The following is a 23075-nucleotide window of genomic DNA, read 5'->3' as shown; positions in this document are numbered from 1 at the left end:
ACAATTTATACATTAAAAAAGAGCTTACAAATATTGTAAACTCTTTTTTACTAGTTTTTAACTAATTTTCTATTTTAAACAATCGCCTAAATTACCTGAAATTCTATTTTCTGGTGGAATATATCTTACTTTTATTATTTTAAATAAATCCTCTTCTTCAAATACACGAATTTTGTAATCACCCTGATATAGGTAGCCATTTAAACTTTTGTAGCCAAATTTCACCCATCTTCGAGCCAAAACCTTATGACTAAATTCTGCACAACCTGTTCTCATTGCATAAATTAATCCCCAATTTTCCTCTTCTGCAAAAAACACATCAATTTTAATACCTTCAGGCAATATTCGTTGTGTATATTTACAGGGTAAATGACCTTTTACAATTGGATATTGATTTAAAATTTCTGCTACTCCAGAACTAAATAAACCTATATCATACGGTTTTGGTATTATAATGATTTCTATATCTTTAACTTCAAGTTTTTTACGTCTGATACTTCCTCCTATTTCAATCTTAATACAATGTGGTGAAAGTCTTTTCTTTAGCTTTTCAGCTACTTTAAGTGCATTTTCTAACTTCATCATCAATATTTAAAAATACCTCCATTTATACCCACCTGCTTGTTTTCGTTCAAAGCGACAAACTTTTGCAATGCAACCTTTATACACTCCTGTTTCCCTACTGGCGTCAGCTACAGATTTAAAACTTCTTAATAAGTTACCTTCTAAATCTAGTTGTAAAACTTGCTTCAAGCGTTTATCAACTCCAGGAATAAAAGGAACTTTAAAGGTATAACTCCAATAATATCCTGCATATAAATTATTCACATTTAAACAGGTTGAACTAATCTGCTGTTTTGTTGTCCCAACGGAGTTTGCAGCTTCAGTTAAAGTTTCATAAGTTGCTACTAGCTGACCATCAATATCATATTTATGAACACTTTTTTTTATACCTCCTCCAGAATCTGCGTTTAAAGAAATACCCTTCTCCTTATACTGTTTAATGTACTGTTTTTCCTTTGCTGCTAATTCATCTAAAGAATAAGTAGAATCAATTTCATTAAATTCAAATGCTTCTATATTATACGTTAAGATTGATGTAAATAACTTTCCTTTTTCCCCTCTTTTAGCTCTTTCAATGTGGTCATTCCTACGACTCTTTAATGAAACTGTAGTAATTCCGACGTAAGTTTCTTTAGTATTCTTATTAGTTATGGTATAAACTATACCTTTCTTATTTTTCATCACCTTCCTCCTTTCCTAATTTATCTTTACATTCTGACAAGTAGTAGGTTCCTCTTTCATTTTGTGAAATTTTACCTTCAACTAACAAATCTTTCAAGTAAATTTTAATCATCCTTTCTTGAACTGAAAGTAATTTGCACAAATTTTTTACTAATTCAGCAGTTTTAAACTTTTTACAGGAGTGCTTTCTAAAATAATTTAGAATTTCTTCACCTTTACCTAACTTTCGATAATCTTCACCATTTAATAAATTATACTCATCTTTCTTTCCTAAATTTTTAATACAAGTTGAATTATCAATTTCAAATTCCAACACATTATCATTATTAATAGATGAATAACGAGAGAAAATCTCTTTAAAATATCTAGTTTTGTAGTTTCTTGTTGCATTAATCCCAATTGCAAAATCGGACTCTTGTGCAAACACTGAGCTACCTTTAATACTATCAATTGTTAAAGGTTTTCCATACATCTTTGGTGTGTGGTGAATACAAATTAATGTTATTCCTAAATCATAACATATTGTACGTAAGTTCTGCATAATATCTTGAGCTACCTTACTATCTTCAATGTTTCCGTGATTCATTCTAGTAATACTATCAATAATAACAACTGCTGCTTTAGATGATTCGATTGTACATTTAAGTTTTTTCCAGTGTTTTTTTGTTGTAATTAGCGTCAAATATTCAATAGGTTGATATAAATAATTTTCTTCATAAAGTTTTTTTTCTGCTAAATTTAACGTTTTATATTGCTCCCTATTTCTTTCAACTCTACTACCCCAATACTCTTCCAACCCCATAAAAAGTACTTTTTTAGGCTTTCCATCTAAACTTATTCCCATAAATTCGCCTGCTCCAGTTACTATCATTTTAGCAAAATTTTCTGCGAAAATTGACTTTCCACTTTTACTCGGACCAAATATTAGCCCAAATCCACCTTCTTTTATACATCCCCATAAAAATTTCTTGGGTGGCTCCTTTTTAAATTTTTCGTGAATTTCCTTAAAAGTTAGGAATTCCTTTGTTATTTTCATTTTTTTGATTTTATACACAACGATTGAGCAAACTGCGTGTTTTTAACTAAAAGTCAAAGCACAATCTAACATAAATGAATATGTTATTTGACATATTTAGCTCAAAACTATTATCTATAAAAAGATATATTGGTGACACTTATTTTAGTCACCAACTATATTGCATAAAAATCAGGGTTTGAAAATAAATCTTCTAATCGCTTAATAGATTGCTGAATTGATAGTGTATTTTCTATTTTACTTAGAGATTTATGTGAAAAGTTGATACTTTCAAAATTTTCACCAACTTTATATTTAAAAGATTCATCTATCAATTTTCCAATATTTGAAATATTTCTGGGACTAATCAACTTATTTTTAATTAGTAAATAAAAAAAGAGTTCAATATCAATTCTATTACAATCTATTTCAATTTTTTTAAATTTTCTATATGGATTGTTAATATAACTTTGAATCTCTTTCTTAATAATTTTAATTTGATAAAATAAATTTTCTTTAATTATTTTAGGTATGTAATTCGCTTTTACAATTATTTCTATTGCTTCTTCAAGTTTCTGTTTAATATCACGAGAATGCCCCTCTTTTAATTGCTTTGTAACAAATTTATCGAAACATCTTCTTTCAAAGTCTGAAACTTCATTTTTATAAATATGATTAATATTTATTAACAAAAAATCTTCTACAAACTTTTTTTCTACTTCAATAGTAATTTTTTCTTCAATATCTCCATTTATATAATCGTCTTCGAGTAGAGTAATTGTAGGATTATCTATTGATTTTAAATTTTTATTTTCCCAAGTATTATAATAATCCATTGATACAAAATACTTTTTTAACTGCATAAAGTTTTTCTCATCCAAAAAATAAGACAACCGAAAAAAAGCGTTCTCCATAATTCACATTTTTAGTTTAATTGCATTACATACACTTATTACACATAATTAATTAAATGTAACTAATGCATGTAATGCAATTACATTGAAATAAATTATTGCAATTAACAAAGTTCCTAATAATTTTATGAAATTAAAATTTTACCTCTATAATATTACATAGCTATTTTAAATAATTAAAGCACCTCAAAATGGTTTTGATAATAAGCTTTTTTCATTATGACGTAAACCCTTTCTCCATTCGATGCTAGCTTTAAACCTTCAACTTTTACAATTTCATCTTTTTTTAAAGTACCTATATTATACTTTACCCTAACATAAAAGGGGATAAATAGCTCTAAAAGCAGATTGTATCTATTTATAATTAAAATTGATTTGGAAGAAAAATTCTTTAGTTCTTCTTCTAACTCTTTTTTGTTCATTTATTGTTTCTCTTTATAAATGTGTTAATGTTCAACCTGTTTTAGCTATGTATTTATAATTGGATAGCCAGGATTGATGGAAAAATATTACATAAAATGTAGGTTTAAGATAACCCATACCTCTTTTTTATATAAAACAAACCCAGTTTAATTAACTGGGTTCATCATTTTTAATTAAGATACCAACTGAAATTTTGTTTTCCTTGTAAAGAGTTTAACAAATGGTTGCTCAGCTCAAAAGCATTTAAACTTCTATCTAAAAAACTATCAATATATGTACTCTTAACACTTCCTGTTAGTAGGTTATACAAATTATATAAGCTGATATCCCCATTTTTATCCCTACTGAAATTATCATCTCGATAATAATCACGTGCTACAACATTAAGTTGACTATCATTTAATAAAATAGGTGTCAGCTCTTGTTTTTCATTTTTAGGCAAGTAATTAAACAACCTTAGTTTGCCAACAAATTGTGCAAACTGCTTTTCTGTTAGTTTATGTTTTGTTAAGTTATCTAACTGATTTAAATGCATATCTGCATCGTAGTTTGAAATTAAATCTAAAATACGTTGTTGTAATTCCTGAACTGAAGAAACTCTTAAATCTGCTTTATAACCATCTGTTGATACACATAAATTAGTACACACTTGGTTGTTAAAGCCAATAAACACTTTAAATTTTTCGATGGATTTTTTAGAATATAAATTTTCCTGATTGTAAGCTCTAACTCCACCTACAGTTAAATTAAGTTTATTACCATTAATAGATTCACTCAATTCTGGCAATTCAATTACAAACATCATACGTTCAAAATATTTTGTTTTCTCTGATTCTAACAATGCTTTTGCAGGTTTACCAATTGCTGATGGAATTCTTCCTTTCACTGTATGACTTACTCGTATTTCTGGCTTTGCAATAACTTGTTCAGGAAATAACTCTTTTACACAAGCACTTGTTGCTTCAATAAATTGATGATGTGCTAATGTACATTCGTTGTCCTTGCTGAAAACTGGTATTGTACAATCATTTTTCAAATGCTCCAGATTTACACGTTCTGTATTAGCTTCAATAAAGGATTTATTACTTTCCTCTACTATCACTTCACTTTCTGGAATTAGTAATTCACTTTGGTTATTAACTTGTTTCAGTTCCATATTCTGTTGTTTTAGGCACATTATTTATCACTTCACTATTTGGAATAACTTCGGCATTGATAGCTTCAATATTTGCTTTTTGTTCCATTACATCTTTTAAAATCTGTTTTTGTAGATTTTGGTATTTAGCATAAATATGACGTAAACCTTCTAAAGTTTCGCATTGCTTAATTTCATTTTTTGCTTTTATAAGGTCTGCATCATTGTTGCACCATTTCATTAGTAATTTTCCTGTAGAAGGAGTTATCACAAATTCAGGTTTATTCATAAATTGACCTGTTCTGTCTTTAGAAGCTGAAACTAAATGATTGTGATTCAATAATTCAAAATTCACAGATAGCTCATATTCCCACCCTTCTCTCTGGATTTCCTTCATTCCGTGCTTAATTACTCGTGTTCTACCATTGCTATCAGTATCCATTGAATAATCCACTTTTCTACGAGTAGTAGTTATTATATGGCTATTTGATTGTAGAATTTTATCAATAAAAGCTTGGTGTCTCGGTGTAACCTTAGCCCAATCTTGAAACCTACCCCCTAATTGCTCCTGAATTTCTAGGCATCCTCCTTTACCATTCCATTCGTGAGTTATGGAATCAATGATAATCACCTCCATTTTAGCTTCTTCACAAAGCTTAATAGCTTGAATGTATTTTTCAGGAGAAAATGGCGCTTCTAAAGTTAAAGTGTTGTAGTTTCCCAGTTCTGAATAAAGTGATGCAGAACCATTTTCTGTATCAATTATAGCTATTTTAGAATAATCATCTGTCATCCCATAAGCCAGAAGTAATGCTGAATAGGTTTTACCAAATCCTGATGGTCCTGATATTCCAATTCTAAGTTTTACTTGCTTTTTTTGTGCTTGTTGTAATTGCATCTGTATAATTTTTAAAGTTTATATATAATTAAAAAAAAAGAGCTTCCAGAATGGAAGCCCTTTAAACACTGCTCCTAATGGTGAATTAGATAACAGCAGCAGCATCAATTATTACCTTTTCTGCAACTTCTTCAACATTGTCGACATAAACCCAACGATGTTTTAAGTTGATTACTTCACCAGTATCAACTATGGTGTATTCATACTCTTCACATTCCTCTCGTTTAATAGAGCCAGGGAATGTGGTTCCAATTAATGTTTTACAAGTATTCTCATCAAAAGTTGACGGTACACTTGCTCTTTTTGCTGTGGCATAAAATCTACCTGTTTCTTTAGATTTTACCATTTCAATTCCTCCTTGAAGAATAAGTACATAAAACTTTTCACCATCTCCAGATTGTCTTTCTTTAAACTCAACTACAGTTACCATAAGATTTAAATTTTAAATTAAAGCAGACAGGGACTATCCCCACTGCCAAAATTGGGGAGGGGTGATTTGGTAATTAGTAAGCTCTTTTGGAAATAGAAAAAAGTTTGAAAAAAAATAATAAAAAAAATTTTTATAGAATAAAACTTGGCTTTTTGACTAGTGCCAGGATGTCAAGTTATTATGCCTTATCTATATACATTATGATAAATCTATGTTAAATATTTCGTTTATTTTGTTTATTTCGTTTATTTCGTTTACGTTTGTGATATAAATCGTTGTACCTAATTAAAAAAATGGAAAATTTAGAATTAATAAAGAAACCTTCAAAAGAGGAACAAATTACAGCTATGCAATCATACAAAGCTCTTGCTGCAACTATTGAGGATTTAAGTTCGAAAAATCCAGAAATTGAGATTGAAGAAACTTCGGAAAAAATTAAAATTCCATTAAGAGCGTTAAAATTATTAGCAAAAATATTAGATATTACCAGTCAAGGAAAGCCTATATCTATTATTCCTGTAGCTACTGAAATGACAACACAAGCTGCTGCTGATTTTTTAAGTTGTTCAAGACCTCATCTTGTAAAATTACTTGAAGAAGGTAAAATACCATTCACAAAAATAGGAAGACATCGAAGAATTAAATTTGATGATATGGCGAAATATAAAAATAACATTAAACAAAATCAGAAAAATCATTTGTTAGAAATGATGAAATCTGATGAAGAATTGGGCTTGTATGATTCATAGTGTAAAATTTATTGGGATACTGGATACAAACGTAATTTACCCCATAGAAATTAGGGATATTTTATTTTGGTTTGCACACTATGATTTATTTACACCTAAATGGAGCAAACATATATTTGAGGAGTGGGAAAGAGTTATGATTCGTAAAGGAATAACCCAAGTAGAAGCTAAAAAAAGGTCCAACATTGCAAACCAAGCTTTTCCAGATGCTTTTGTTGAAAATTATGAAAACTTAATTCCAAATATAGAATTACCAGACAAAGATGACAAACACGTATTAGCTGCTGCTATTAAAACTAACGCAAATGTTATAGTTACTAATAATCTAAAAGATTTTCCACAAGATTATTTGGCTAAATTTAGCATTTCAGCCAAATCAGCTGATGATTTTATTGCTGATATAATTGATTTAAATAATGAAAAAGCAATTATGGCTTTCCGAGAGTTAGTGATGAATCGAAGAAATCCAAATTTAGATGAATATCAAGTTTTAGACAACTTAAGGAAAAATGGACTAACCAATTCTGCTAATTATTTACATTCCCTATTATAAATTCAATAAACAATCTAATTTACTTCTATGATTCTTCCTTTTCAATTTGTTTTCCAACCTTTTTCTCTAATTTGGAAAAGTTCCCTAATAATTCATTGAACTCCTTTTCCAATGTGACAGGGTCATAATCATTAGTATCCATTATAGCTGTTAATTCATCTAGTCTATTTTTCAGTTCTTTAATTCGTTCGCCTAACATATTTTATTGTTTTAATCTTAATATTCATTTATCAATCCCTAGTCAGCTCCTCTGCCAACAATTCACTTTGCTCTAAAACTCTGTCTGCTTCCATACGTGCTAAATCTGGTGGATAACCATAACGCATTAGAATTTTACGAACAGTTAATCTTAACTTAGCTCTTACATCACTACGTTTACTCCAATCTACTGTTGCATTTTTACGAATGATATCTACTATATGATGAATTAATTCCTTCATCTTATGGTCATCCAACATTTTAGTACTATCGTTATGATTTAGGACACTGTAAAAAGCATATTCTTCTTCTGATAAACCTAGTTCACCTGCTTTGTTATCTTCTAACCTCATTTCACGAGCAATAGCAGATAATTCTTCCAACACCTGTGCTGAATCTATTTGATTGTTATGGTATTTTTTTACAGCACTTTCAATCATTTCAGAAAACTTTTTAGCTTGGGCTATATTTTTTGTTTTACGCACTCTAACATCATCACTCAACAGCTTCTTCAACAATTCAAAAGCTACATTTTTTTGTTGCATATTTTTTACCTCCAACAAAAATTCATCTGACAAAATTCCTACTGATGGAGCTTCAATTCCAGCTGCTTTAAATACATCTATTACACCATCACTACTTAATGCTTCATCTACTATTTGTTTAATTGCTGTGTCTACTTCGTAATCTGATTTAACTCCAACACTTGAAAACTTATTAATTCTGGCTTTTACAGCTTGAAAAAATGCAACTTCATCTTTTATTACATCTGCTTCAAAACTAGGAATTGACATTGCAAATAACTTAGATAAACTTGTAACTTCTTTTAAAAATCTATCTCGTAATTTATTATCTCCTAAAATAAAGTTTTGAGCACCTAGTAATATTTGTAATTTTTTATTGGTTTCTGCTTTGAAATATGATTTATAATCATAGTTATGAAACATTTGTTCAACTATTTCAAATTTCTCTTTCATTAATGCAATTGCTTCTGCAATATCAACAAAAGCTTTTCCTTCTCCACCACTTTGTAAATAGGTTGCCATTGCATTACGTAATTCTTGACCTATACCAATATAATCTACAATTAGTCCTCCTGGCTTATCTTTATAAACTCTATTAACACGTGCAATAGCTTGCATTAAATTAGCTCCTTGCATTTTTTTATCTACATACATTGTATGCATACTTGGAGCATCAAATCCTGTTAACCACATATCACGAACTATCACTAATTTAAGTTCATCATTAGGGTCTTTCATTCTAATAGCCAACTCTTTCCGTTGGTTTTTTGTAGTATGGTGTAGTTGAAAACTCTCTGGATCATCAGAGGAGCTGGTCATAATTACTTTAATTGTTCCTTTATCTAAATCTTTACTATGCCATTCTGGCTTTAATTTAACAATTTGAGCAAACAAATCAACACATATTTGACGTGTCATTCCAACAATCATTGCTTTCCCCTCAAACACTTTTTGTCTAGCTTCAAAATGAAATACAATATCTTCAGCCACATCTTTTAACCTATCTGGATGCCCTACAATTGCATTTATGGTAGCGTTTTTCTTTTTAGATTTCTCTAGTTGTTCTTCTGTTGCTCCAGAAATTTCATCAACTAACGTGTCAATATCACTTCCAACTTTAGCATCTAATTTTATTTTTACCAATCTAGATTCGTAGCTGATTGGTACAGTTGCTCCATCATCTACAGCTTGTTTAATGTCATAAACATCTATATAATCTCCAAAAACTGCTGGTGTAGATTTATCTTCTTTTTCAATAGGTGTTCCTGTAAAACCTATATACGATGCATTTGGTAAAGCATCACGCATATATTTTGCATTTCCATATCTAATTTCTGAACCTTCTTCAGTATCAACAATTCTACCTTTAAAACCATATTGGCTACGGTGTGCTTCATCTGCTACAACCACAATATTAGTTCTTTCAGATAAAGTATCATATACACTTCCTTCTTCTGGACTGAATTTTTGAATGGTTGTAAATATTACACCACCTCCAGAAACTTTTAATAGTTCTTTGATATGTTCTCTACTTGTTGCTTGTACAGGAGTTTGCCTTAATAAACCAACACAATTTCCAAATGTTCCAAATAATTGGTCATCTAAATCATTTCTATCTGTTAAAATAACAATGGTTGGATTTTTCATTTGTGGATGCGTAATAATTTGCCCACTGTAAAAAACCATTGATAAGGATTTACCACTTCCTTGTGTATGCCAAACTACTCCAACTTTTCTATCTCCATCTTCTGAATGTGTAGCTCTAATTGTTTGTTCAACTGCTTTTTGAACTGCATAATACTGATGGTATGCAGCTACTTTTTTAACTTTGGAAATAGATACCAACCCTGTTTCCTTATCCTTATTTTCTTCTGCTTCAAAAACAGTGCAATACCTAATTAAATTTAGCAGCACTTTTTTGTTCAACATATGCTCGGTGAGTACTTGTAATTCAGTTAAACCATAAGAACTAGCTGACTCTGCCGCCATTGCTATCTGGTTTGGTTGTTGTACTGAAATATCTTGTGAAGTGTTTTCTGGAGCTTTCCAAGTTAAAAACCTAGAAAATGGTGCTGATAAACTAGATGTTTTAGCATCTATTCCATCTGAAATTACACATAATGCATTGTAATTAAAAATACTTGGTACTGCTTTTTTATAATTCTGAATTTGCGTAAATGCTTTTCTAACTGTAGCTTTTTCATCTGTAGCATTCTTAAGCTCTACAACCACTAATGGCAAACCATTTATATAGAGTACAACGTCTAACCTTTTCTCTATATTGTTTTCTTTTATTACTAGTTGGTTTACTACCCAAAAATCATTTTTTTCTGGGTTTTTAAAATCTACTAATTGTACATTAATACCTTTTGTAACTCCTTGTTTAGTGTATTCAACTGTAACACCATTGGTTAGTAATGTATGGAAACGCTCGTTGTTCTCCATTACATCTAAACTACTTAAATTTAGCACTTTTTGGGATGCTTCGGTTATAGCTGATGCAGACAATTCTGGGTTTAGTTTTTCCAATGCAGCTAGAAATTGCTGTTCTAAAACTACACTTTCAAAACTTTTACGTTGTGGATTATTACTATATGGGGCAATATCTGGACCATAATAATACGTGTAACCTTGACTTGCTAATTGCTCTATAAAAGCTTGTTCTATGGTGTTTTCGTTAAGCATAATTAAATTTTTAACTGTTGTTGAAGCCACATTAAAGAAGCCTCTCCTTTCATTTTAGTAATTCTATCTACCTCTCTTGAATGCCTTAAAGCATTACGAAGATTTGCCATATCATTAAATTCTATGTTAAGTTTTTCTATAGTTCCAAACTGATTTTTAAAAACTTCCCAATGTACTTTAGAAGTAATAATTTGAAGCAATTCCTGTAAATCTAAAAATTGCAGCCAATAAGAAGGAAATTCAATATTTTCTTCAACTAATGCAGGATTCCTTTTTCTTTCACGCTTTAATTTTTGATTTATTTTTTCTAAAATATGAGGGGGTATTAATTCTTTAACATTAGTGGTGGTAGTAATGTTAAGTGTATTTATAATTAATTCTCTTAAAGAAAGTTCAATTTCTTCGACTTTATTATTTATTAATTGCAAATCTTCTGGTAACTCTATAGAATCATCAATTATAGATTTGCTTATTTGATTGATGATTGTTTCTTTTCGTTCTAATAAAAACTCATAGTAATCTTCAACTGTAAAATCCTCTCTTAATAAAATTTCAACAGCTTTTTTACTTATTAGATGTGATGCTAATACCTCATATACTTTTGCCTCATCATTTTTAATAAGCATATTTTTTAGATAAACATTTGGAAGTTGGTCTTTTAAAACATTTCTATTGGTGTCTCCTGAAAGCGGAGCTCTATTTAAAATGCTATTAATTTCTTTAGGTATCCCCATTTTTTTACCCCAACTTTTAGGTACAATATGATGGTCATCTAAATCATCATATTCAGGTAATTCATTTGAATCCCAATCTCTAGCTCCATTAATAATTATAAGATTAAAAACAGCTCTGTAAATAGCTGAACCACTATTCGCTTCTTTTTGTAAGTCTAATGTTTTATAAGAACCTATAAATTCTGAAACACAATCTATTTCTAGGTCATCATTAGAAAACCATTTTTTTAAATCTATAAAATCTTTTGCAGAAGAAGTTTCAACTGAACTTGAATACCTCTTTAAAAATATAGATGCCCAATACCATTTTTTTATTTTTCTGGAAATATCAGCTTTATTTTCATAATCTGAATTTTTTACAAACGTTTTTATAGCTGACAAGGCTGGAATTATAGATGGATATGGTAAAAATTTACTAGTTATGGCTCCAAATTCTCTTGGATTTTTTAAAGATTTTAATGTTTTATCTATACTATTTACTGCAATTTCCCAAGAATTTATAAACTCTTGTTTTGATGTAATTAAAACCTGCTCCTCTATTTTCCCATCACCAGTTTTAATTTTCTTTACCTCACCTGGAACTAGATAGTATAAGTATTTTGCACTGCAATAATTTTGCTTTAAGATTGACATTACCATTAATATTTGAGTTTTCATTTCAAAACCTGGAAAACTAATATCGTCAATTTCTTTAGAAGCCTCTCTATACATATCTTTAAGATAAATATCTTCTTTACGAGTGATAGAATTGAGCAAATCAAAGGTATCTAACGGTTTTCCTTTTGAATTTATATGTGTAAATATGTCACATACTTTGTTAAGTTCAAGTTCTTTGGATAAAGAAATATAACTTACTTGGTAATTATCTAAAATATCTTCAAACGAATCCTTAAGATTTTTAGCATTTTTAACGTATACATTATACTCGCTTTTTAATTCTTCATCTAATTCCTCTTCAGCTTTAATTTCCCAATAATTCTTATAGCCTTTTATCCAATTTTCAATTTCCCAAGAACCTTCTTGCATTATACCAAAATTGAAAATATGTTCTTCAAATTGCATCTCTCTATCATTAACCAAATCATCATAATACCTAGTTGATTGGTAGTAAAATATCATTTCTTCATAATTCTCGTTTAAAAACTCATTTACCTTTAAGAAATAATAAATTCTACTTTTTCTTTTTCTAAATTTCACATCTGGTTGAAAAAATGCATAATGCAGCGCAGATAGACGTTGTTGCCCATCTAATACAATGTATTCTGGGTCTGCTTCTTTATTGTAAGCATATAAATTAGCACAGCCCATTTTTTTGTAAGTTTCTTTATTTCCTTCCCAAAGTAACAAAGTTCCAATATAATAATCTGAAAAAATTGATTTTATAAGGTCTCGAACATCCCAAGGCTCCCAATCAAATTCACGTTGAAAATCGGGTATTACAAATCTCCCTTTGCCTATTTCTTTAATAAGTTTTCCTAAATGTATTTTTTCTGGTTTTTGTACGTTTTTCATATTTTTTTACATTTTAACCCTAATATTTCCTTTCATTAAGTTCTAAGTATTCAAACTTTCTGGCTTAATTAAGGAGGCTCATTTTTAATTAAAATCAATTGGACTATTTTTCTTAAGCCTTTTATTAATTACATCTTGTTCAAAACCTAATTCACTCAATAAAACAGCTTGGATAATAATTCCTAATTTTCTAGTAATTTGGCTTAAAACAACCACATCCCTTACTACAAACTCTTCGTTCTTAACAAAACTATGCACGTGATAATGGCGAGTTTCAACAACTTGTTTTAAAAATTCTTCTTTATTTTCAATAAGCCCATCTAAACTTAATTCGTTAATCTCTAAAATATGCTTTAACCTTGACTGTAAAGTATTTTCAGTATAATCTTTCAACCTTGCTTCAAGCCACTGTTTATCACTACTATTATCAATACAGTTTAAAATTCTGCTTCTTATCTTTAAATATGCATCATTTTTAAAATTAAAACCTCCATATTTACCTCTATGGTATACCTCAATTGAAAATATAAAATCTAAAAATTTATCTTCAGTATATTTATATTCATTATATAATGAACCAAAATAATTATTCATTAAAAATTTCAACTTATCATATTTTTCAAACCAATTTAAAAAAACATCTTGTGAAGAGTTTTTAATTAAATCATAATTAATTAACATTCTTCTAGCTTGTAAATATGTTGGAATTTTATTTTTAAATCTACTTTTTTGATAAAAATCAAAGTTGAAATTAGGATTCTTTTTACCTTCAACCTCTTTTGTAAAAACAGTTTTATGAATATTTATTGGTGCTCCATTAGCTAATGTAAAAAAATCTCGTATTTTTCTAATATTTGTTTTTAGTTCTTCAAATGATTTAGGTTTATGAAAATATAAATTGAGAAATACTAATTGTTTTGATGTAAATTCTGAATCAAAAGTTAAATTATGACCAACTGAAAAAAATGCTTCAATATCAAAAACATTTGAAGTGTAAAGCTTAATTGGGTCAGGTTGTAAATATTGTAATTTAAAGTTTTGTTTTTTTTGGTACTGGATAGAAAAATCATATCCATATATATTAAACCAATCATCAATTAGATCAGTCCTTAAAGATAATTTATCAAACTTCAAATCAGTACTAAACTCACTACTTTTTGACCTTAAAACTGAATATGTTTTTATCTTGAAATTTGATAAACGACTAATTGAGCTATAGGTTATATAAGCATTCAATAATTTAAAGCTGAATTCTTTGCCTGTTTTATTCTCTTTTGCTATACCAACAATCGCAGAAAATTCAGTTTGATTTCTATATTTCTTTTCAAAATTAATTGACGTTGAATCCTTTAAAAAGTTTAATACAAAATCACCGTTAGATTCAACTGTTAAAACACCTTGAAACTCGCTTTCTTCTTCTGAAGGAAGCCACCATTTACCAATATATGTTTCACCTATGTTCATATTTTACTAATTAAAATGGTAAATCATCAGGTTCTTCTTCTACGATATTAACCTTATACTTAGTTTCATAAAAATCCTTTAAAAACATTCCAACAGTTGTAACGCTATTAACAATAAAATAGGCATATAAAGAATCATTTAGCACATAATCATCTTTTGTTTTTCCGTGTAAAGTAGTTTTGTTACTTCTTAAACCTTCGATGTTTTGACTAACATTAATAAGTGAACTAGCTATTTTATTTATTTCTGTAATCTCCTTTTCCTTCCCATTTGAAGACATTGAAAACTCTTTTAAAATAGCTTTCATAAGGGTTTCCAAACCACCTTTAGGTTTAGAATTAAAAGCTTTATCTTCTAAAATATGTTTCACAATACTTTCAAGCGTTGAGTTTGCCATACCCACTGCTAAATCTGGGTCTTCTTCAATACTTTTTACTGCTTTTTCAAACGATTCATAAGCTGTATAATAATGACTCTTTAACTCGTTTTTAAAAGTAGGAAAAGATGGAATAAAACCTGGTGTATCCACACCCATTTCAATAGCTATTTTTAGTAAAATATCATCTGGCATACTATGAAGTGTACGTTTAAAATCAATAGAGTCAAATTCATTGTTTTGAAAATAAAAATTTTCTTCAATACCATCTACATTTTCTGGGTAAACAACGTGCCAATGTCGAAGATAAATCTCCATATCTGTATAACTGTTATCCCATTCACATTTAATAGCCTCAAAAACTTTTGGAACTAACTGCATCTTATATTTTGGTGATATTATTTTCATAGCTTATTTCTACATTTTAACCCTCACCTGCCCACTCATTAATTTTGGCAATAAGGTATCTCGTGTTTTGGTTAAAGATTGGATTTGCTGTGTATTAATTTCCATTTTATTAAATAAAGGTGTTATTACACTTCTAAATTGTTTCAATAAAACTTTGGGGGGAATTGAAATTTTATAGTTTTTAACTAGTCCTACATTTAGATTTTGTTGAGCAGCTCCATTAGATAAATTATTAAGCTCTACTCTCAATGACTTTAATAACAGATAAACAAATTCAAAACCGAACAACTCATCAGCAACTAAACCAACTGCTGCCTGATTAAAACTAGCTTCTTTTGTTAGGATACCCAATCTACCAACCGTAGGAGCTGCATAAATTGCCATCAAAACAGTATGTTTTGGAAATAATTTAGCTGATGAATTATCTAACCCTAATTGGGATATTTTTTTATCACAACCCAATAAAAAATTATCTTGTAGTTCTTTTGTCGAAAACCAAAAAATTTCATCTCCATAAAAATCACTTCTTTTTGTAGAAGGTGTCCCACCAGAACTCATCCTAATTGTTAAATCTTCAATCTTCCCAACTCTCCAACCTTCAGGTAAATCATCACCTATTTGATATTTACCAAACCATTCTTTAAAAATAGTTTGTGCTAGGCTTTCTAATGTTTGGTTTTGTTGTTGTAGTAACTCTATTTTATCATCAAAAGCTGTTAATACATTGGCTATAGCTTTTTGTTCTGGGAGTGGTGGGTATGAAATAGGAATACTTTTTAAAATACTAGTATTTATTGAAGGCATCGTAGCTCCAACTGAAATTTTAAAAATGTATTTTCTAAATGAAGGTTGCCTAAAAAAATAACTTAAATATTTAGAGTCTACTTTTTTTATTGGTCTTACTGATAGCATTCTAGATGAAAACATCCATCCATCTTGATTTTTAGAAACATAAGCACTTAGTTCAACAGAACCTACACGAGTAAAAACAATATCTCCTTCTTTTAATAAATATTTTGACAATCTATCCCTATCTTCATTTGTAACACTTGGATAATCAAAATCCTTAATTTTAAAATCATCAATGTGCTCAACTGTAATTACAGGAGTTCCTCCAGTCACATATTGTTCATTTTTAAGTTGGCTTCCAAAAGGTCCTGTTTGTACTTTTGCAACTTCACCTAAAGAAACTTTTTCCCATTCAATCATAACTCCAGTCCAATATTAGCAAGTTGCTGTTTAATTTCTTCATTCAAGGCTTCTTCTTTCTCCATTTGCTCTTTTAAAGTAGTGGTTAAATCTGCCATTTTGGTTTCAAAAGGAATACCATCATCTTCTTCATCAGGAATACCTACATAACGCCCAGGTGTTAATACGTGGTTGTGTTTTTGTACTTCTTCTAGAGTTGCAGCTTTACAAAAGCCTTTTACATCTTCATAATTTTCACTTTTACGCCAATTATGATAGGTTTCAGTTATTAAATTAACATCTTCTTCAGCTAAATCTCGGTGAGTCCTATCCTTCATATATCCCATTTCAGAAGCATCTATAAACAGAATTTCTTTACTGTGATTGCTTTTTTCACGTCTTAAAAACCAAATACACGCTGGTATACCAGTGTTGTAAAATAGTTGTTTTGGCAAGGCTACAATACACTCTACCAAATCTTGTTCTACTAAATTTTTACGGATAACACCTTCACCAGAAGTGTTAGAACTTAAAGAACCATTAGCTAATACAGTTGCCATAACTCCTTTTGGAGCTAAATGGTATAACATATGCATCATCCAACCATAGTTGGCATTTCCAGAAGGAGGTGTACCATATTTCCAACGTGCATCATCTTGTAACCTATCAACTCCCCAATCTTTTTGGTTAAATGGTGGATTTGCCAGGATGAAATCTGCTTTTAAATCTGGATGCGCATCTTTTAAAAATGAGCCTTCTGTATTCCAACTTACAAATTGTGAGTTTACATTACGTATGGCTAGGTTCATTTTAGATAGCTTCCACGTAGTTTGGTTGCTTTCTTGTCCGTAGATGGTAATATCATTAATATTTCCTTGGTGTTCCGTTACAAATTTTTCACTCATTACAAACATACCACCAGAACCACAAGCAGGGTCATACACTCTCCCTTTGTAAGGTTCAATCATTTCAACCATTAGTTTTACAATGGCTTTAGGTGTGTAGAATTGCCCTCCTTTTTTACCTTCTGCATTGGCAAATTCCCCTAGAAAGTACTCGTACACTCTACCAAATAAATCTTTAGAGTTTTCATTTTCTACTTGTAACTCCGTATTGGAGATTAAATCTATTAACTGCCCTAATGAAGCTTTGTCTAAATTGGCTTTTCCGTATACTTTAGGTAACACATTTTTAAGCTCTGCATTTTCCTTTTCTATAGCTTCCATAGCCTCGTCTATAGTTTGCCCAATAGTAGCTAACTTTGCATTGTTATGTATGTGAGACCAACGTGCTGTTTGTGGCACAAAGAATACATTTTCTGCTAAATATTCGTCTCTATCTTCTGGGTCAGACCATTCGTCAGCTTCTAGTTTTTGATAGAGTTCATTAAAACTTTCTGAAATATATTTTATAAATACCAAGCCTAATACTACATACTTGTATTCGGCTGCATCTATGTTTTTACGTAATTTATCAGCTGCTTTGAATAGTTGTTGTTCAAAACTAGCAGTATTTGTCTTTTTTGCCATTTATGTCGTTTAATTTTTAGTGCAATTTTGAAGGTTAAATTTAAGAAAGATTTAAGCAATAAGCATAATTTTATTATAATAAAGTTGGCTTTATGGCTTTAGCCAAGATGCCAAGTTATTTTACAACAAGTTAAGAGTAGTTACCAAATTTGGCTTCTAACTCTTTAATGTATTTTTCAGGTGATGGGAAATTCCAACTTACGTGAGTGTCTGGGTTTTCAGAATGATAATGTTTCATCTCCTGTTGAAATTCTTTTAGTTTACAATTATAATTTGCTGTAGCATCAAAATCAACCTTATAAAGTACTTTTACCCATTTGTTTATACATTCCAATTTCTCATCATCAGTAAACTTAAATTTAGTGCTACTTTTTAAACCAAAGCTGTTCCATAAATTAGAAAGTGTTTTATTAGCTTCTACATTATAACTTTTGAATTTAAACTTTAGAAATAGATACTTCTTTTTAAAGCTTTTATCATTTTTATTATAATAGTGTTCAGCTAATTTTATTGCTTCTAACTCTTTAAAACTGGGTTTCATAAACTTTAGTATTCAACAAATTTATTGTTTAATAATTTATATTTTTTAGTTGTAGTTTCATCTTGAAACCTGTTTACTCTGCCAGAAAGAATGAAAAATGGTTGCTGGTACTTTTTAAATAACAGGTTTTCAGGTTTAAAATGAGCTTTATAAATATATTGCTTATCTACATTTTCAAACAACACAGCTACTAACATATACCAAGTTCCACCATCTGAATTTCTAACTGAAAATTCAACTAAAGCATCTTCTAAACCATTGTTGTTATAATCGAAATAATGAACTCCATTTATTTGGTCTATTTTTTTGAAATAAGGTTCTCCCCATTCATCTAATCCATCCTGGCGAATAGAATCTGTGTAAAATTTTTGAAATGATGTATATAGTAACTTGTTGGATTTTAGAAAATCTGATTTATCATCAGGGTTTTGGGAATAGGTTAATTCTGAAATACTAAATAAAAGTAAAATTGTAAATACTTTTAATGCAACCATATATTTATTTAAACCTCGCATTCTAATTTTAGATTTACTATTGTTTTATACTTTTCAATAATAAGACGAAGGGCATTATTATTAGGCATACCATTTGTTAAATACTTGCCAGGGTTAGATATAATTTCTGATTCTACAATTTTTGCTCTTTTATGAATCCATACCTCAACATCTGGATATGCTATATAAAACCATTCTGGAACTGAAGGGCTACGTTTTAAAAAATCATCGGCAAAATGTTTTCTAAATGTAGGTGTGCAATTTATATCTGGCTTTGGCTCTGCTGACAACCTATTAAACATTTCCCAACCTGACAAACCTCTTCCTTTACTCAATTCATTAGCTTTCTCATTTTCAGCGTATTTATAAAAATCAATATTATCTGCGACAAAAAAATCCTTTATTACATCTTTCATTTTTTCAGGAGTTCCTTCAAATTTGATTACATCCTTCCAAATTATTGTATTCTCAGATTCTATTGTATTATTTTTTGATTCTTCTTTAAGTTTATCTACATCCTTCCATAACTCTTTCTTATTTAATTTTCTTGTTTCTTTAAGTGCTTTTATTTTATCCTCTGCTTTATGTGTAGAGTACATAACGAAATAAGCTACACCTATAAATACTGAAAGTAAAATTGCTAAAGCAATAACAATTGTAAATGCACCAGCATCAACACCTATTAGTTGTCCTAATATAAAAACCGTAATAATTACTGTTAAAAAAACAATTAATATTACTTTTAAAGTATCCATAAGTCTAATATTTAAATGTACTATTGAACTCACTAAAAACCTGTATCACTTGTCCTTGTGAAATAATGCAGTCATCAATGTTAACTTCATCATTAAATTTCTTTAACAATAATGACATAGCAAATATTTCTGTAGCCTTATTAGCAAAAGCTAACTTAAAATTACTTAAAACATTTTGCCTTAAATCTGTTGCATTAGGTGAAATCTTTTTCAAAAAACATTGGTTTAGTAGATTTCTTGTATGCTTTGAGTTATTAATAATAGTAGTAACTTTTCGAACTTTACGTTCACCAAATTCACGTAAATATTGCTCATAATAAGTTTGATAAAAATCATCGTATTTCATAACATTCTTTTGGTTTTAGGTTAAATTTTTTTATTTATTATTGACATATATGTTTACTCTACACGCTAATTTAAGAAGTAATATTGACATTAATGTCAACAGCTTCAGAAAATATTGTTGAGTATCAAAAAAAGTTTGGTTTACAGTTAAAGAAAATTAGACACACAAAAGGTATGTCGCAATTAGATTTAGCTTCCTATTGTAATTTAGAGAAAACGAGTATCTCCAGAATTGAAAATGGGAGAACAAACACAACCTTAAAAACTATGGTTATTTTGAGTACTGCATTAGAAGTTGAACTAAAAGACCTTTTTGATTTTTAAACCACAATTAATTTATGTAATAAAAACTTGGCATTATGACAGTTTCCAAGATGCCAAGTTTTTTATAACTATTATTCTTAAATGCTAAAATTTATTACTTAAATAAATCTTCTTTAGAAATTTTAGTATTTAAATAGTTTTGTATTATAAGTTATTTACGCATTTCAGTTACAAGCTGAAAAGTAGCATTTTTAATAAAATCTTCCATTATATTTTTTTCAACTCCTTCGTATGGAGTTACACCTTTCTTTTTATATAATCTCATTTCTTTTTGAATGTCTTTTAAAGATTTTGAAATAATGCATCCATCTACACAAGGGGTGTAATTGAATTTATAAACACCTGCAAATTCATTAGAATTAATTAGAACAATTTTAAATTCTACAGAAGCACCATATTCTTTGTGTGTTCCATAGTTTTCCACCTTTAATTTATTCTTTTTATCATAGTAATTATTAGTCTCATAAATTATTTTAGTATCTAATTTTGTCAATTCAATTATAAGGTCAGTATCAGATTTCTCCTTAAGTTTTTTATAATCAATGTTGTTTTCATCATTTCCAATTATTTGATTAAATAATTGTCTATCTCTCACAATAAATCCAGAGGCAAGCAATTGATTTTCAATAGCACCATATAAATAATCTTTATTTTCAACTTGGATATTTTCATTTTTCTCTGAGTCTGTTACTGAATAAGTACTTCTAGGAACCCTTAAAACTACTTTTGGCGTTTTATTATTAATTAAAAACTCCTTTAAAGATTGGGTAGTTACAATATCATCTGCTTTTTGAGAAAATTTTATGGTTTTAGTAGATGAACAACTTATAATAAATGGAATGGCTAATAAAATAATTAATTTTTTCATTTTTTTAATTTAAGATTAAATAAAATTATTGAAGGTCATTGCTATTATAATTACACACCTATAAGATTTAAAGGCATTTGAAATAACAAAAACTCATTTATCAAAATTAATTTATTTATACAGCATTACTTTACGGAAACCCGTATTAGACATTAAATTATATAAAAAAACCACCCCCATAAAGGAGGTGGTAAATTGCTATGAAAAAGATGTAGGAAAAATAACCTACAACTCAAATTTAATAAATTAATTTAACTTATTATTCAATTTTAACATTTGCTCACTAACTTTCTTTTGAACTACTTTTCCATAACTTTCTTGAGTAACTCTAATACTGCTATGCCCTAATAATTCGCTTACAATCTCAATAGGAACATCATTGTATAATAATACTGTAGATGCAAATGTTTTTCTAGCTATATGCGTACTTAACTTCTTATTAATCCCAACTACTATAGCTATTTCTTTTAAATATGAATTATACTTTTGGTTGCTGCATACATCAAATACCATATTAGAACTAACAACGTTATATTTATCAATCATAATCCTGGCTTTTGGTAATAATGGTATACTAATATTTTTCTGTGTTTTCTCACGTTTCATCTCAATCCATAATTCACCATCAAAGCCTTTTACAATATGCTGTTTTCTTAGTTTTTTTATTTCATTGTAAGCTAAACCAGTATAACAACTAAACACAAACCAGTCTCTAACTTCTTGTAATCTAGCTTGTGCAAACTTATGACTTTCTAATGCTTTCAATTCTTCCGTACTTAGAAATACCACGTTTTTAACAACTCTCTTTGGCTTGTAAAGTATAAATGGGTCAGTTACTAAATATCCTTCTGCTAATGCAAGTTTAATTATTTTACGTAATCTCTGTATACTTTTATTTATAGTAATCTGCTTTTGATTCTTTTCAGATTTCAAGTAATAATCAAAATCATTTAAAAACTTCAATTTTAAAGTAGATAACAAAATATCATTCTTTTTGTACTGAAACTTTAAAAATGATAAAACGTGCTTTTTAGCTTCGATAAACTTACTAAAAGTACTTTTTGCATAACTCACACCAATTAAATTTTTCATCTTTTCATTATGTAAATCAAATATTTCCATTAAAGTTTTATTATCAGTTATATTTTCTCCTTTGTACTGTAAGAAAATATCATTTACATCAAAGTTTTGTTTGTTAATTTGGAGCAATAAAAAAGCCTGATTCAGATTATTCTTTATCAGGCTCAATTGGGTGTTTAGTAATTTATGTTCTTTATGTACAGATTCTATTTTCTGCTTTTTGCTATTCCATAGTTCAGGGTTTACAAAAAGTCCTACTGAAAACTCTCTACGTTTTTTTAAATATGTAATTCTACATCTAACAGGGCATTTCCCTTGTTTATTCAACCTAACTTTTTGCAGGAGGAATAGTGTAGATAATTTATTAATTTCCATAATTTTATTTTTTATTTATGGTACACCTAAAATAAAAAGTGGTACACCTAATTGTATGCCTAATTGAAGGTATTTTGGAAAAGTAAAATTTGAGAAACCCCTATTTTAGGGCATAAAAAAAGCTTCATATTTCTATGAAGCTTGCTTAGTAGCGGGGACTGGACTCGAACCAGCGACCTTCGGGTTATGAGCCCGACGAGCTACCTACTGCTCTACCCCGCGATTTGGACTGCAAATATACATCTTTTTTCAAAAAAACAAACACATTTTATAATTAAAAACTAATTTAGTTTTACCTTTGCAACTTAAACAC

General features: G+C 29.1%; 24 protein-coding genes and 1 tRNA gene. 3 read left to right on the top strand and 22 right to left on the bottom strand.

The features are described 5' to 3' along the window. Nucleotides 1–69: 69 nt before the first annotated feature. The 8 genes from MHL31_RS12610 to MHL31_RS12575 all read right to left on the bottom strand — a co-directional run bounded on the left by MHL31_RS12610 (nucleotide 70) and on the right by MHL31_RS12575 (nucleotide 6060). Complete coding sequence (locus tag MHL31_RS12610) at nucleotides 70–582, bottom strand: hypothetical protein (protein ID WP_240226307.1); 513 nt, start codon at nucleotides 580–582, stop codon at nucleotides 70–72. Between the two features lie 9 nt (nucleotides 583–591). Next, nucleotides 592–1245, bottom strand: coding sequence for an NUMOD1 domain-containing DNA-binding protein (locus MHL31_RS12605; protein ID WP_240226306.1), 654 nt, complete (start codon nucleotides 1243–1245; stop codon nucleotides 592–594). Continuing rightward, a complete protein-coding gene (locus MHL31_RS12600) occupies nucleotides 1235–2281 on the bottom strand; it encodes an AAA family ATPase (RefSeq protein WP_240226305.1) in 1047 nt (348 codons plus the stop codon). Before MHL31_RS12600 ends, MHL31_RS12605 begins: the two co-directional genes overlap by 11 nt. Before the next feature lie 155 nt (nucleotides 2282–2436). Further along, complete coding sequence (locus tag MHL31_RS12595) at nucleotides 2437–3174, bottom strand: hypothetical protein (RefSeq protein ID WP_240226304.1); 738 nt, start codon at nucleotides 3172–3174, stop codon at nucleotides 2437–2439. A 176-nt stretch (nucleotides 3175–3350) separates the two neighbouring features. After that, nucleotides 3351–3596 (bottom strand): hypothetical protein, encoded by a 246-nt coding sequence (locus MHL31_RS12590; RefSeq protein ID WP_240226303.1) that lies wholly within the window; start codon nucleotides 3594–3596, stop codon nucleotides 3351–3353. 170 nt (nucleotides 3597–3766) lie between these two features. Continuing rightward, nucleotides 3767–4753: a DUF3871 family protein gene (locus tag MHL31_RS12585; protein ID WP_240226302.1), complete on the bottom strand. Its 987-nt coding sequence runs from the start codon at nucleotides 4751–4753 to the stop codon at nucleotides 3767–3769. Then, a complete protein-coding gene (locus MHL31_RS12580) occupies nucleotides 4734–5630 on the bottom strand; it encodes an AAA family ATPase (protein WP_240226301.1) in 897 nt (298 codons plus the stop codon). The genes MHL31_RS12585 and MHL31_RS12580 overlap by 20 nt, the downstream gene beginning before the upstream one ends. 85 nt (nucleotides 5631–5715) lie before the next feature. Next, the gene (locus tag MHL31_RS12575; protein WP_240226300.1) at nucleotides 5716–6060 is read right to left on the bottom strand and encodes a hypothetical protein; all 345 of its coding nucleotides are present in this window, start codon (nucleotides 6058–6060) and stop codon (nucleotides 5716–5718) included. A gap of 293 nt (nucleotides 6061–6353) precedes the next feature. Here MHL31_RS12575 and MHL31_RS12570 point away from each other — a divergent pair, with 293 nt between their 5' ends. Together MHL31_RS12570 and MHL31_RS12565 are read left to right on the top strand one after the other, a co-directional pair. Then, nucleotides 6354–6809 (top strand): helix-turn-helix domain-containing protein, encoded by a 456-nt coding sequence (locus tag MHL31_RS12570; RefSeq protein ID WP_240226299.1) that lies wholly within the window; start codon nucleotides 6354–6356, stop codon nucleotides 6807–6809. Further along, nucleotides 6781–7362, top strand: a complete 582-nt coding sequence (locus MHL31_RS12565) for a PIN domain-containing protein (RefSeq protein WP_240226298.1) — start codon at nucleotides 6781–6783, stop codon at nucleotides 7360–7362. The genes MHL31_RS12570 and MHL31_RS12565 overlap by 29 nt, the downstream gene beginning before the upstream one ends. Before the next feature lie 25 nt (nucleotides 7363–7387). On the opposite strand, the gene MHL31_RS12560 is transcribed toward MHL31_RS12565, so the two are convergent. From MHL31_RS12560 to MHL31_RS12510, 11 genes are all read right to left on the bottom strand, one after another. Next, complete coding sequence (locus MHL31_RS12560; RefSeq protein ID WP_240226297.1) at nucleotides 7388–7561, bottom strand: hypothetical protein; 174 nt, start codon at nucleotides 7559–7561, stop codon at nucleotides 7388–7390. 31 nt (nucleotides 7562–7592) lie between these two features. Continuing rightward, complete coding sequence (locus tag MHL31_RS12555; protein WP_240226296.1) at nucleotides 7593–10769, bottom strand: type I restriction endonuclease subunit R; 3177 nt, start codon at nucleotides 10767–10769, stop codon at nucleotides 7593–7595. A 2-nt stretch (nucleotides 10770–10771) separates the two neighbouring features. Then, on the bottom strand, nucleotides 10772–13015 hold the full coding sequence (locus MHL31_RS12550; protein WP_240226295.1) for a DUF262 domain-containing protein: 2244 nt from the start codon (nucleotides 13013–13015) through the stop codon (nucleotides 10772–10774). 84 nt (nucleotides 13016–13099) lie between these two features. Next, on the bottom strand, nucleotides 13100–14479 hold the full coding sequence (locus MHL31_RS12545) for a HEPN domain-containing protein (protein WP_240226294.1): 1380 nt from the start codon (nucleotides 14477–14479) through the stop codon (nucleotides 13100–13102). 10 nt (nucleotides 14480–14489) lie between these two features. Next, a complete protein-coding gene (locus MHL31_RS12540) occupies nucleotides 14490–15263 on the bottom strand; it encodes an abortive infection family protein (protein ID WP_240226293.1) in 774 nt (257 codons plus the stop codon). Between the two features lie 9 nt (nucleotides 15264–15272). After that, nucleotides 15273–16472 (bottom strand): restriction endonuclease subunit S, encoded by a 1200-nt coding sequence (locus MHL31_RS12535; protein WP_240226292.1) that lies wholly within the window; start codon nucleotides 16470–16472, stop codon nucleotides 15273–15275. Next, a complete protein-coding gene (locus tag MHL31_RS12530) occupies nucleotides 16469–17980 on the bottom strand; it encodes a class I SAM-dependent DNA methyltransferase (RefSeq protein ID WP_240226291.1) in 1512 nt (503 codons plus the stop codon). Before MHL31_RS12530 ends, MHL31_RS12535 begins: the two co-directional genes overlap by 4 nt. Nucleotides 17981–18110: 130 nt before the next feature. Further along, entirely contained in the window at nucleotides 18111–18521 is a 411-nt protein-coding gene (locus tag MHL31_RS12525; protein WP_240226290.1) for a hypothetical protein, read from the bottom strand. Between the two features lie 5 nt (nucleotides 18522–18526). Next, nucleotides 18527–19015: a hypothetical protein gene (locus tag MHL31_RS12520; protein ID WP_240226289.1), complete on the bottom strand. Its 489-nt coding sequence runs from the start codon at nucleotides 19013–19015 to the stop codon at nucleotides 18527–18529. Between the two features lie 8 nt (nucleotides 19016–19023). Continuing rightward, nucleotides 19024–19770 (bottom strand): hypothetical protein, encoded by a 747-nt coding sequence (locus tag MHL31_RS12515; RefSeq protein ID WP_240226288.1) that lies wholly within the window; start codon nucleotides 19768–19770, stop codon nucleotides 19024–19026. Between the two features lie 4 nt (nucleotides 19771–19774). Beyond that, nucleotides 19775–20116 (bottom strand): hypothetical protein, encoded by a 342-nt coding sequence (locus MHL31_RS12510; RefSeq protein ID WP_240226287.1) that lies wholly within the window; start codon nucleotides 20114–20116, stop codon nucleotides 19775–19777. Between the two features lie 92 nt (nucleotides 20117–20208). Between MHL31_RS12510 and MHL31_RS12505 the strand changes: the two genes are divergently transcribed. Further along, nucleotides 20209–20439 carry a helix-turn-helix domain-containing protein gene (locus MHL31_RS12505; RefSeq protein WP_240226286.1) on the top strand — a complete coding sequence of 77 codons (231 nt, stop codon included), beginning with the start codon at nucleotides 20209–20211 and terminating at the stop codon, nucleotides 20437–20439. 151 nt (nucleotides 20440–20590) lie between these two features. Here MHL31_RS12505 and MHL31_RS12500 read toward each other — a convergent pair whose 3' ends face one another. The 3 genes from MHL31_RS12500 to MHL31_RS12490 all read right to left on the bottom strand — a co-directional run bounded on the left by MHL31_RS12500 (nucleotide 20591) and on the right by MHL31_RS12490 (nucleotide 22984). Beyond that, nucleotides 20591–21307 carry a hypothetical protein gene (locus MHL31_RS12500; RefSeq protein ID WP_240226285.1) on the bottom strand — a complete coding sequence of 239 codons (717 nt, stop codon included), beginning with the start codon at nucleotides 21305–21307 and terminating at the stop codon, nucleotides 20591–20593. Nucleotides 21308–21553: 246 nt separating this feature from the next. After that, nucleotides 21554–22762, bottom strand: coding sequence for a site-specific integrase (locus tag MHL31_RS12495; protein WP_240226284.1), 1209 nt, complete (start codon nucleotides 22760–22762; stop codon nucleotides 21554–21556). Nucleotides 22763–22911: 149 nt separating this feature from the next. Continuing rightward, nucleotides 22912–22984 (bottom strand) — tRNA-Met (locus MHL31_RS12490). Nucleotides 22985–23075: the final 91 nt, after the last annotated feature.

The sequence above is a fragment of the Lutibacter sp. A80 genome, assembly GCF_022429645.1.
Lineage (GTDB): Bacteria > Bacteroidota > Bacteroidia > Flavobacteriales > Flavobacteriaceae > Lutibacter.
Note: the sequence above shows the minus strand (reverse complement) of the source record. Positions and strands in the feature narration are given on the sequence as shown.

Bases quoted from the DNA above. Each gene is read 5' to 3' on its own strand.
- MHL31_RS12560 (WP_240226297.1), bottom strand. From the start codon at position 7,561: ATGTTAGGCGAACGAATTAAAGAACTGAAAAATAGACTAGATGAATTA.
- MHL31_RS12550 (WP_240226295.1), bottom strand. From the start codon at position 13,015: ATGAAAAACGTACAAAAACCAGAAAAAATACATTTAGGAAAACTTATT.
- MHL31_RS12495 (WP_240226284.1), bottom strand. From the start codon at position 22,762: ATGGAAATTAATAAATTATCTACACTATTCCTCCTGCAAAAAGTTAGG.
- MHL31_RS12565 (WP_240226298.1), top strand. From the start codon at position 6,781: ATGAAGAATTGGGCTTGTATGATTCATAGTGTAAAATTTATTGGGATA.
- MHL31_RS12525 (WP_240226290.1), bottom strand. From the start codon at position 18,521: ATGAAACCCAGTTTTAAAGAGTTAGAAGCAATAAAATTAGCTGAACAC.
- MHL31_RS12600 (WP_240226305.1), bottom strand. From the start codon at position 2,281: ATGAAAATAACAAAGGAATTCCTAACTTTTAAGGAAATTCACGAAAAA.
- MHL31_RS12500 (WP_240226285.1), bottom strand. From the start codon at position 21,307: ATGAAAAAATTAATTATTTTATTAGCCATTCCATTTATTATAAGTTGT.
- MHL31_RS12535 (WP_240226292.1), bottom strand. From the start codon at position 16,472: ATGATTGAATGGGAAAAAGTTTCTTTAGGTGAAGTTGCAAAAGTACAA.
- MHL31_RS12515 (WP_240226288.1), bottom strand. From the start codon at position 19,770: ATGGATACTTTAAAAGTAATATTAATTGTTTTTTTAACAGTAATTATT.
- MHL31_RS12505 (WP_240226286.1), top strand. From the start codon at position 20,209: ATGTCAACAGCTTCAGAAAATATTGTTGAGTATCAAAAAAAGTTTGGT.
- MHL31_RS12520 (WP_240226289.1), bottom strand. From the start codon at position 19,015: ATGGTTGCATTAAAAGTATTTACAATTTTACTTTTATTTAGTATTTCA.
- MHL31_RS12610 (WP_240226307.1), bottom strand. From the start codon at position 582: ATGAAGTTAGAAAATGCACTTAAAGTAGCTGAAAAGCTAAAGAAAAGA.
- MHL31_RS12530 (WP_240226291.1), bottom strand. From the start codon at position 17,980: ATGGCAAAAAAGACAAATACTGCTAGTTTTGAACAACAACTATTCAAA.
- MHL31_RS12555 (WP_240226296.1), bottom strand. From the start codon at position 10,769: ATGCTTAACGAAAACACCATAGAACAAGCTTTTATAGAGCAATTAGCA.
- MHL31_RS12590 (WP_240226303.1), bottom strand. From the start codon at position 3,596: ATGAACAAAAAAGAGTTAGAAGAAGAACTAAAGAATTTTTCTTCCAAA.
- MHL31_RS12510 (WP_240226287.1), bottom strand. From the start codon at position 20,116: ATGAAATACGATGATTTTTATCAAACTTATTATGAGCAATATTTACGT.
- MHL31_RS12540 (WP_240226293.1), bottom strand. From the start codon at position 15,263: ATGAAAATAATATCACCAAAATATAAGATGCAGTTAGTTCCAAAAGTT.
- MHL31_RS12605 (WP_240226306.1), bottom strand. From the start codon at position 1,245: ATGAAAAATAAGAAAGGTATAGTTTATACCATAACTAATAAGAATACT.
- MHL31_RS12570 (WP_240226299.1), top strand. From the start codon at position 6,354: ATGGAAAATTTAGAATTAATAAAGAAACCTTCAAAAGAGGAACAAATT.
- MHL31_RS12580 (WP_240226301.1), bottom strand. From the start codon at position 5,630: ATGCAATTACAACAAGCACAAAAAAAGCAAGTAAAACTTAGAATTGGA.
- MHL31_RS12545 (WP_240226294.1), bottom strand. From the start codon at position 14,479: ATGAACATAGGTGAAACATATATTGGTAAATGGTGGCTTCCTTCAGAA.
- MHL31_RS12595 (WP_240226304.1), bottom strand. From the start codon at position 3,174: ATGGAGAACGCTTTTTTTCGGTTGTCTTATTTTTTGGATGAGAAAAAC.
- MHL31_RS12575 (WP_240226300.1), bottom strand. From the start codon at position 6,060: ATGGTAACTGTAGTTGAGTTTAAAGAAAGACAATCTGGAGATGGTGAA.
- MHL31_RS12585 (WP_240226302.1), bottom strand. From the start codon at position 4,753: ATGGAACTGAAACAAGTTAATAACCAAAGTGAATTACTAATTCCAGAA.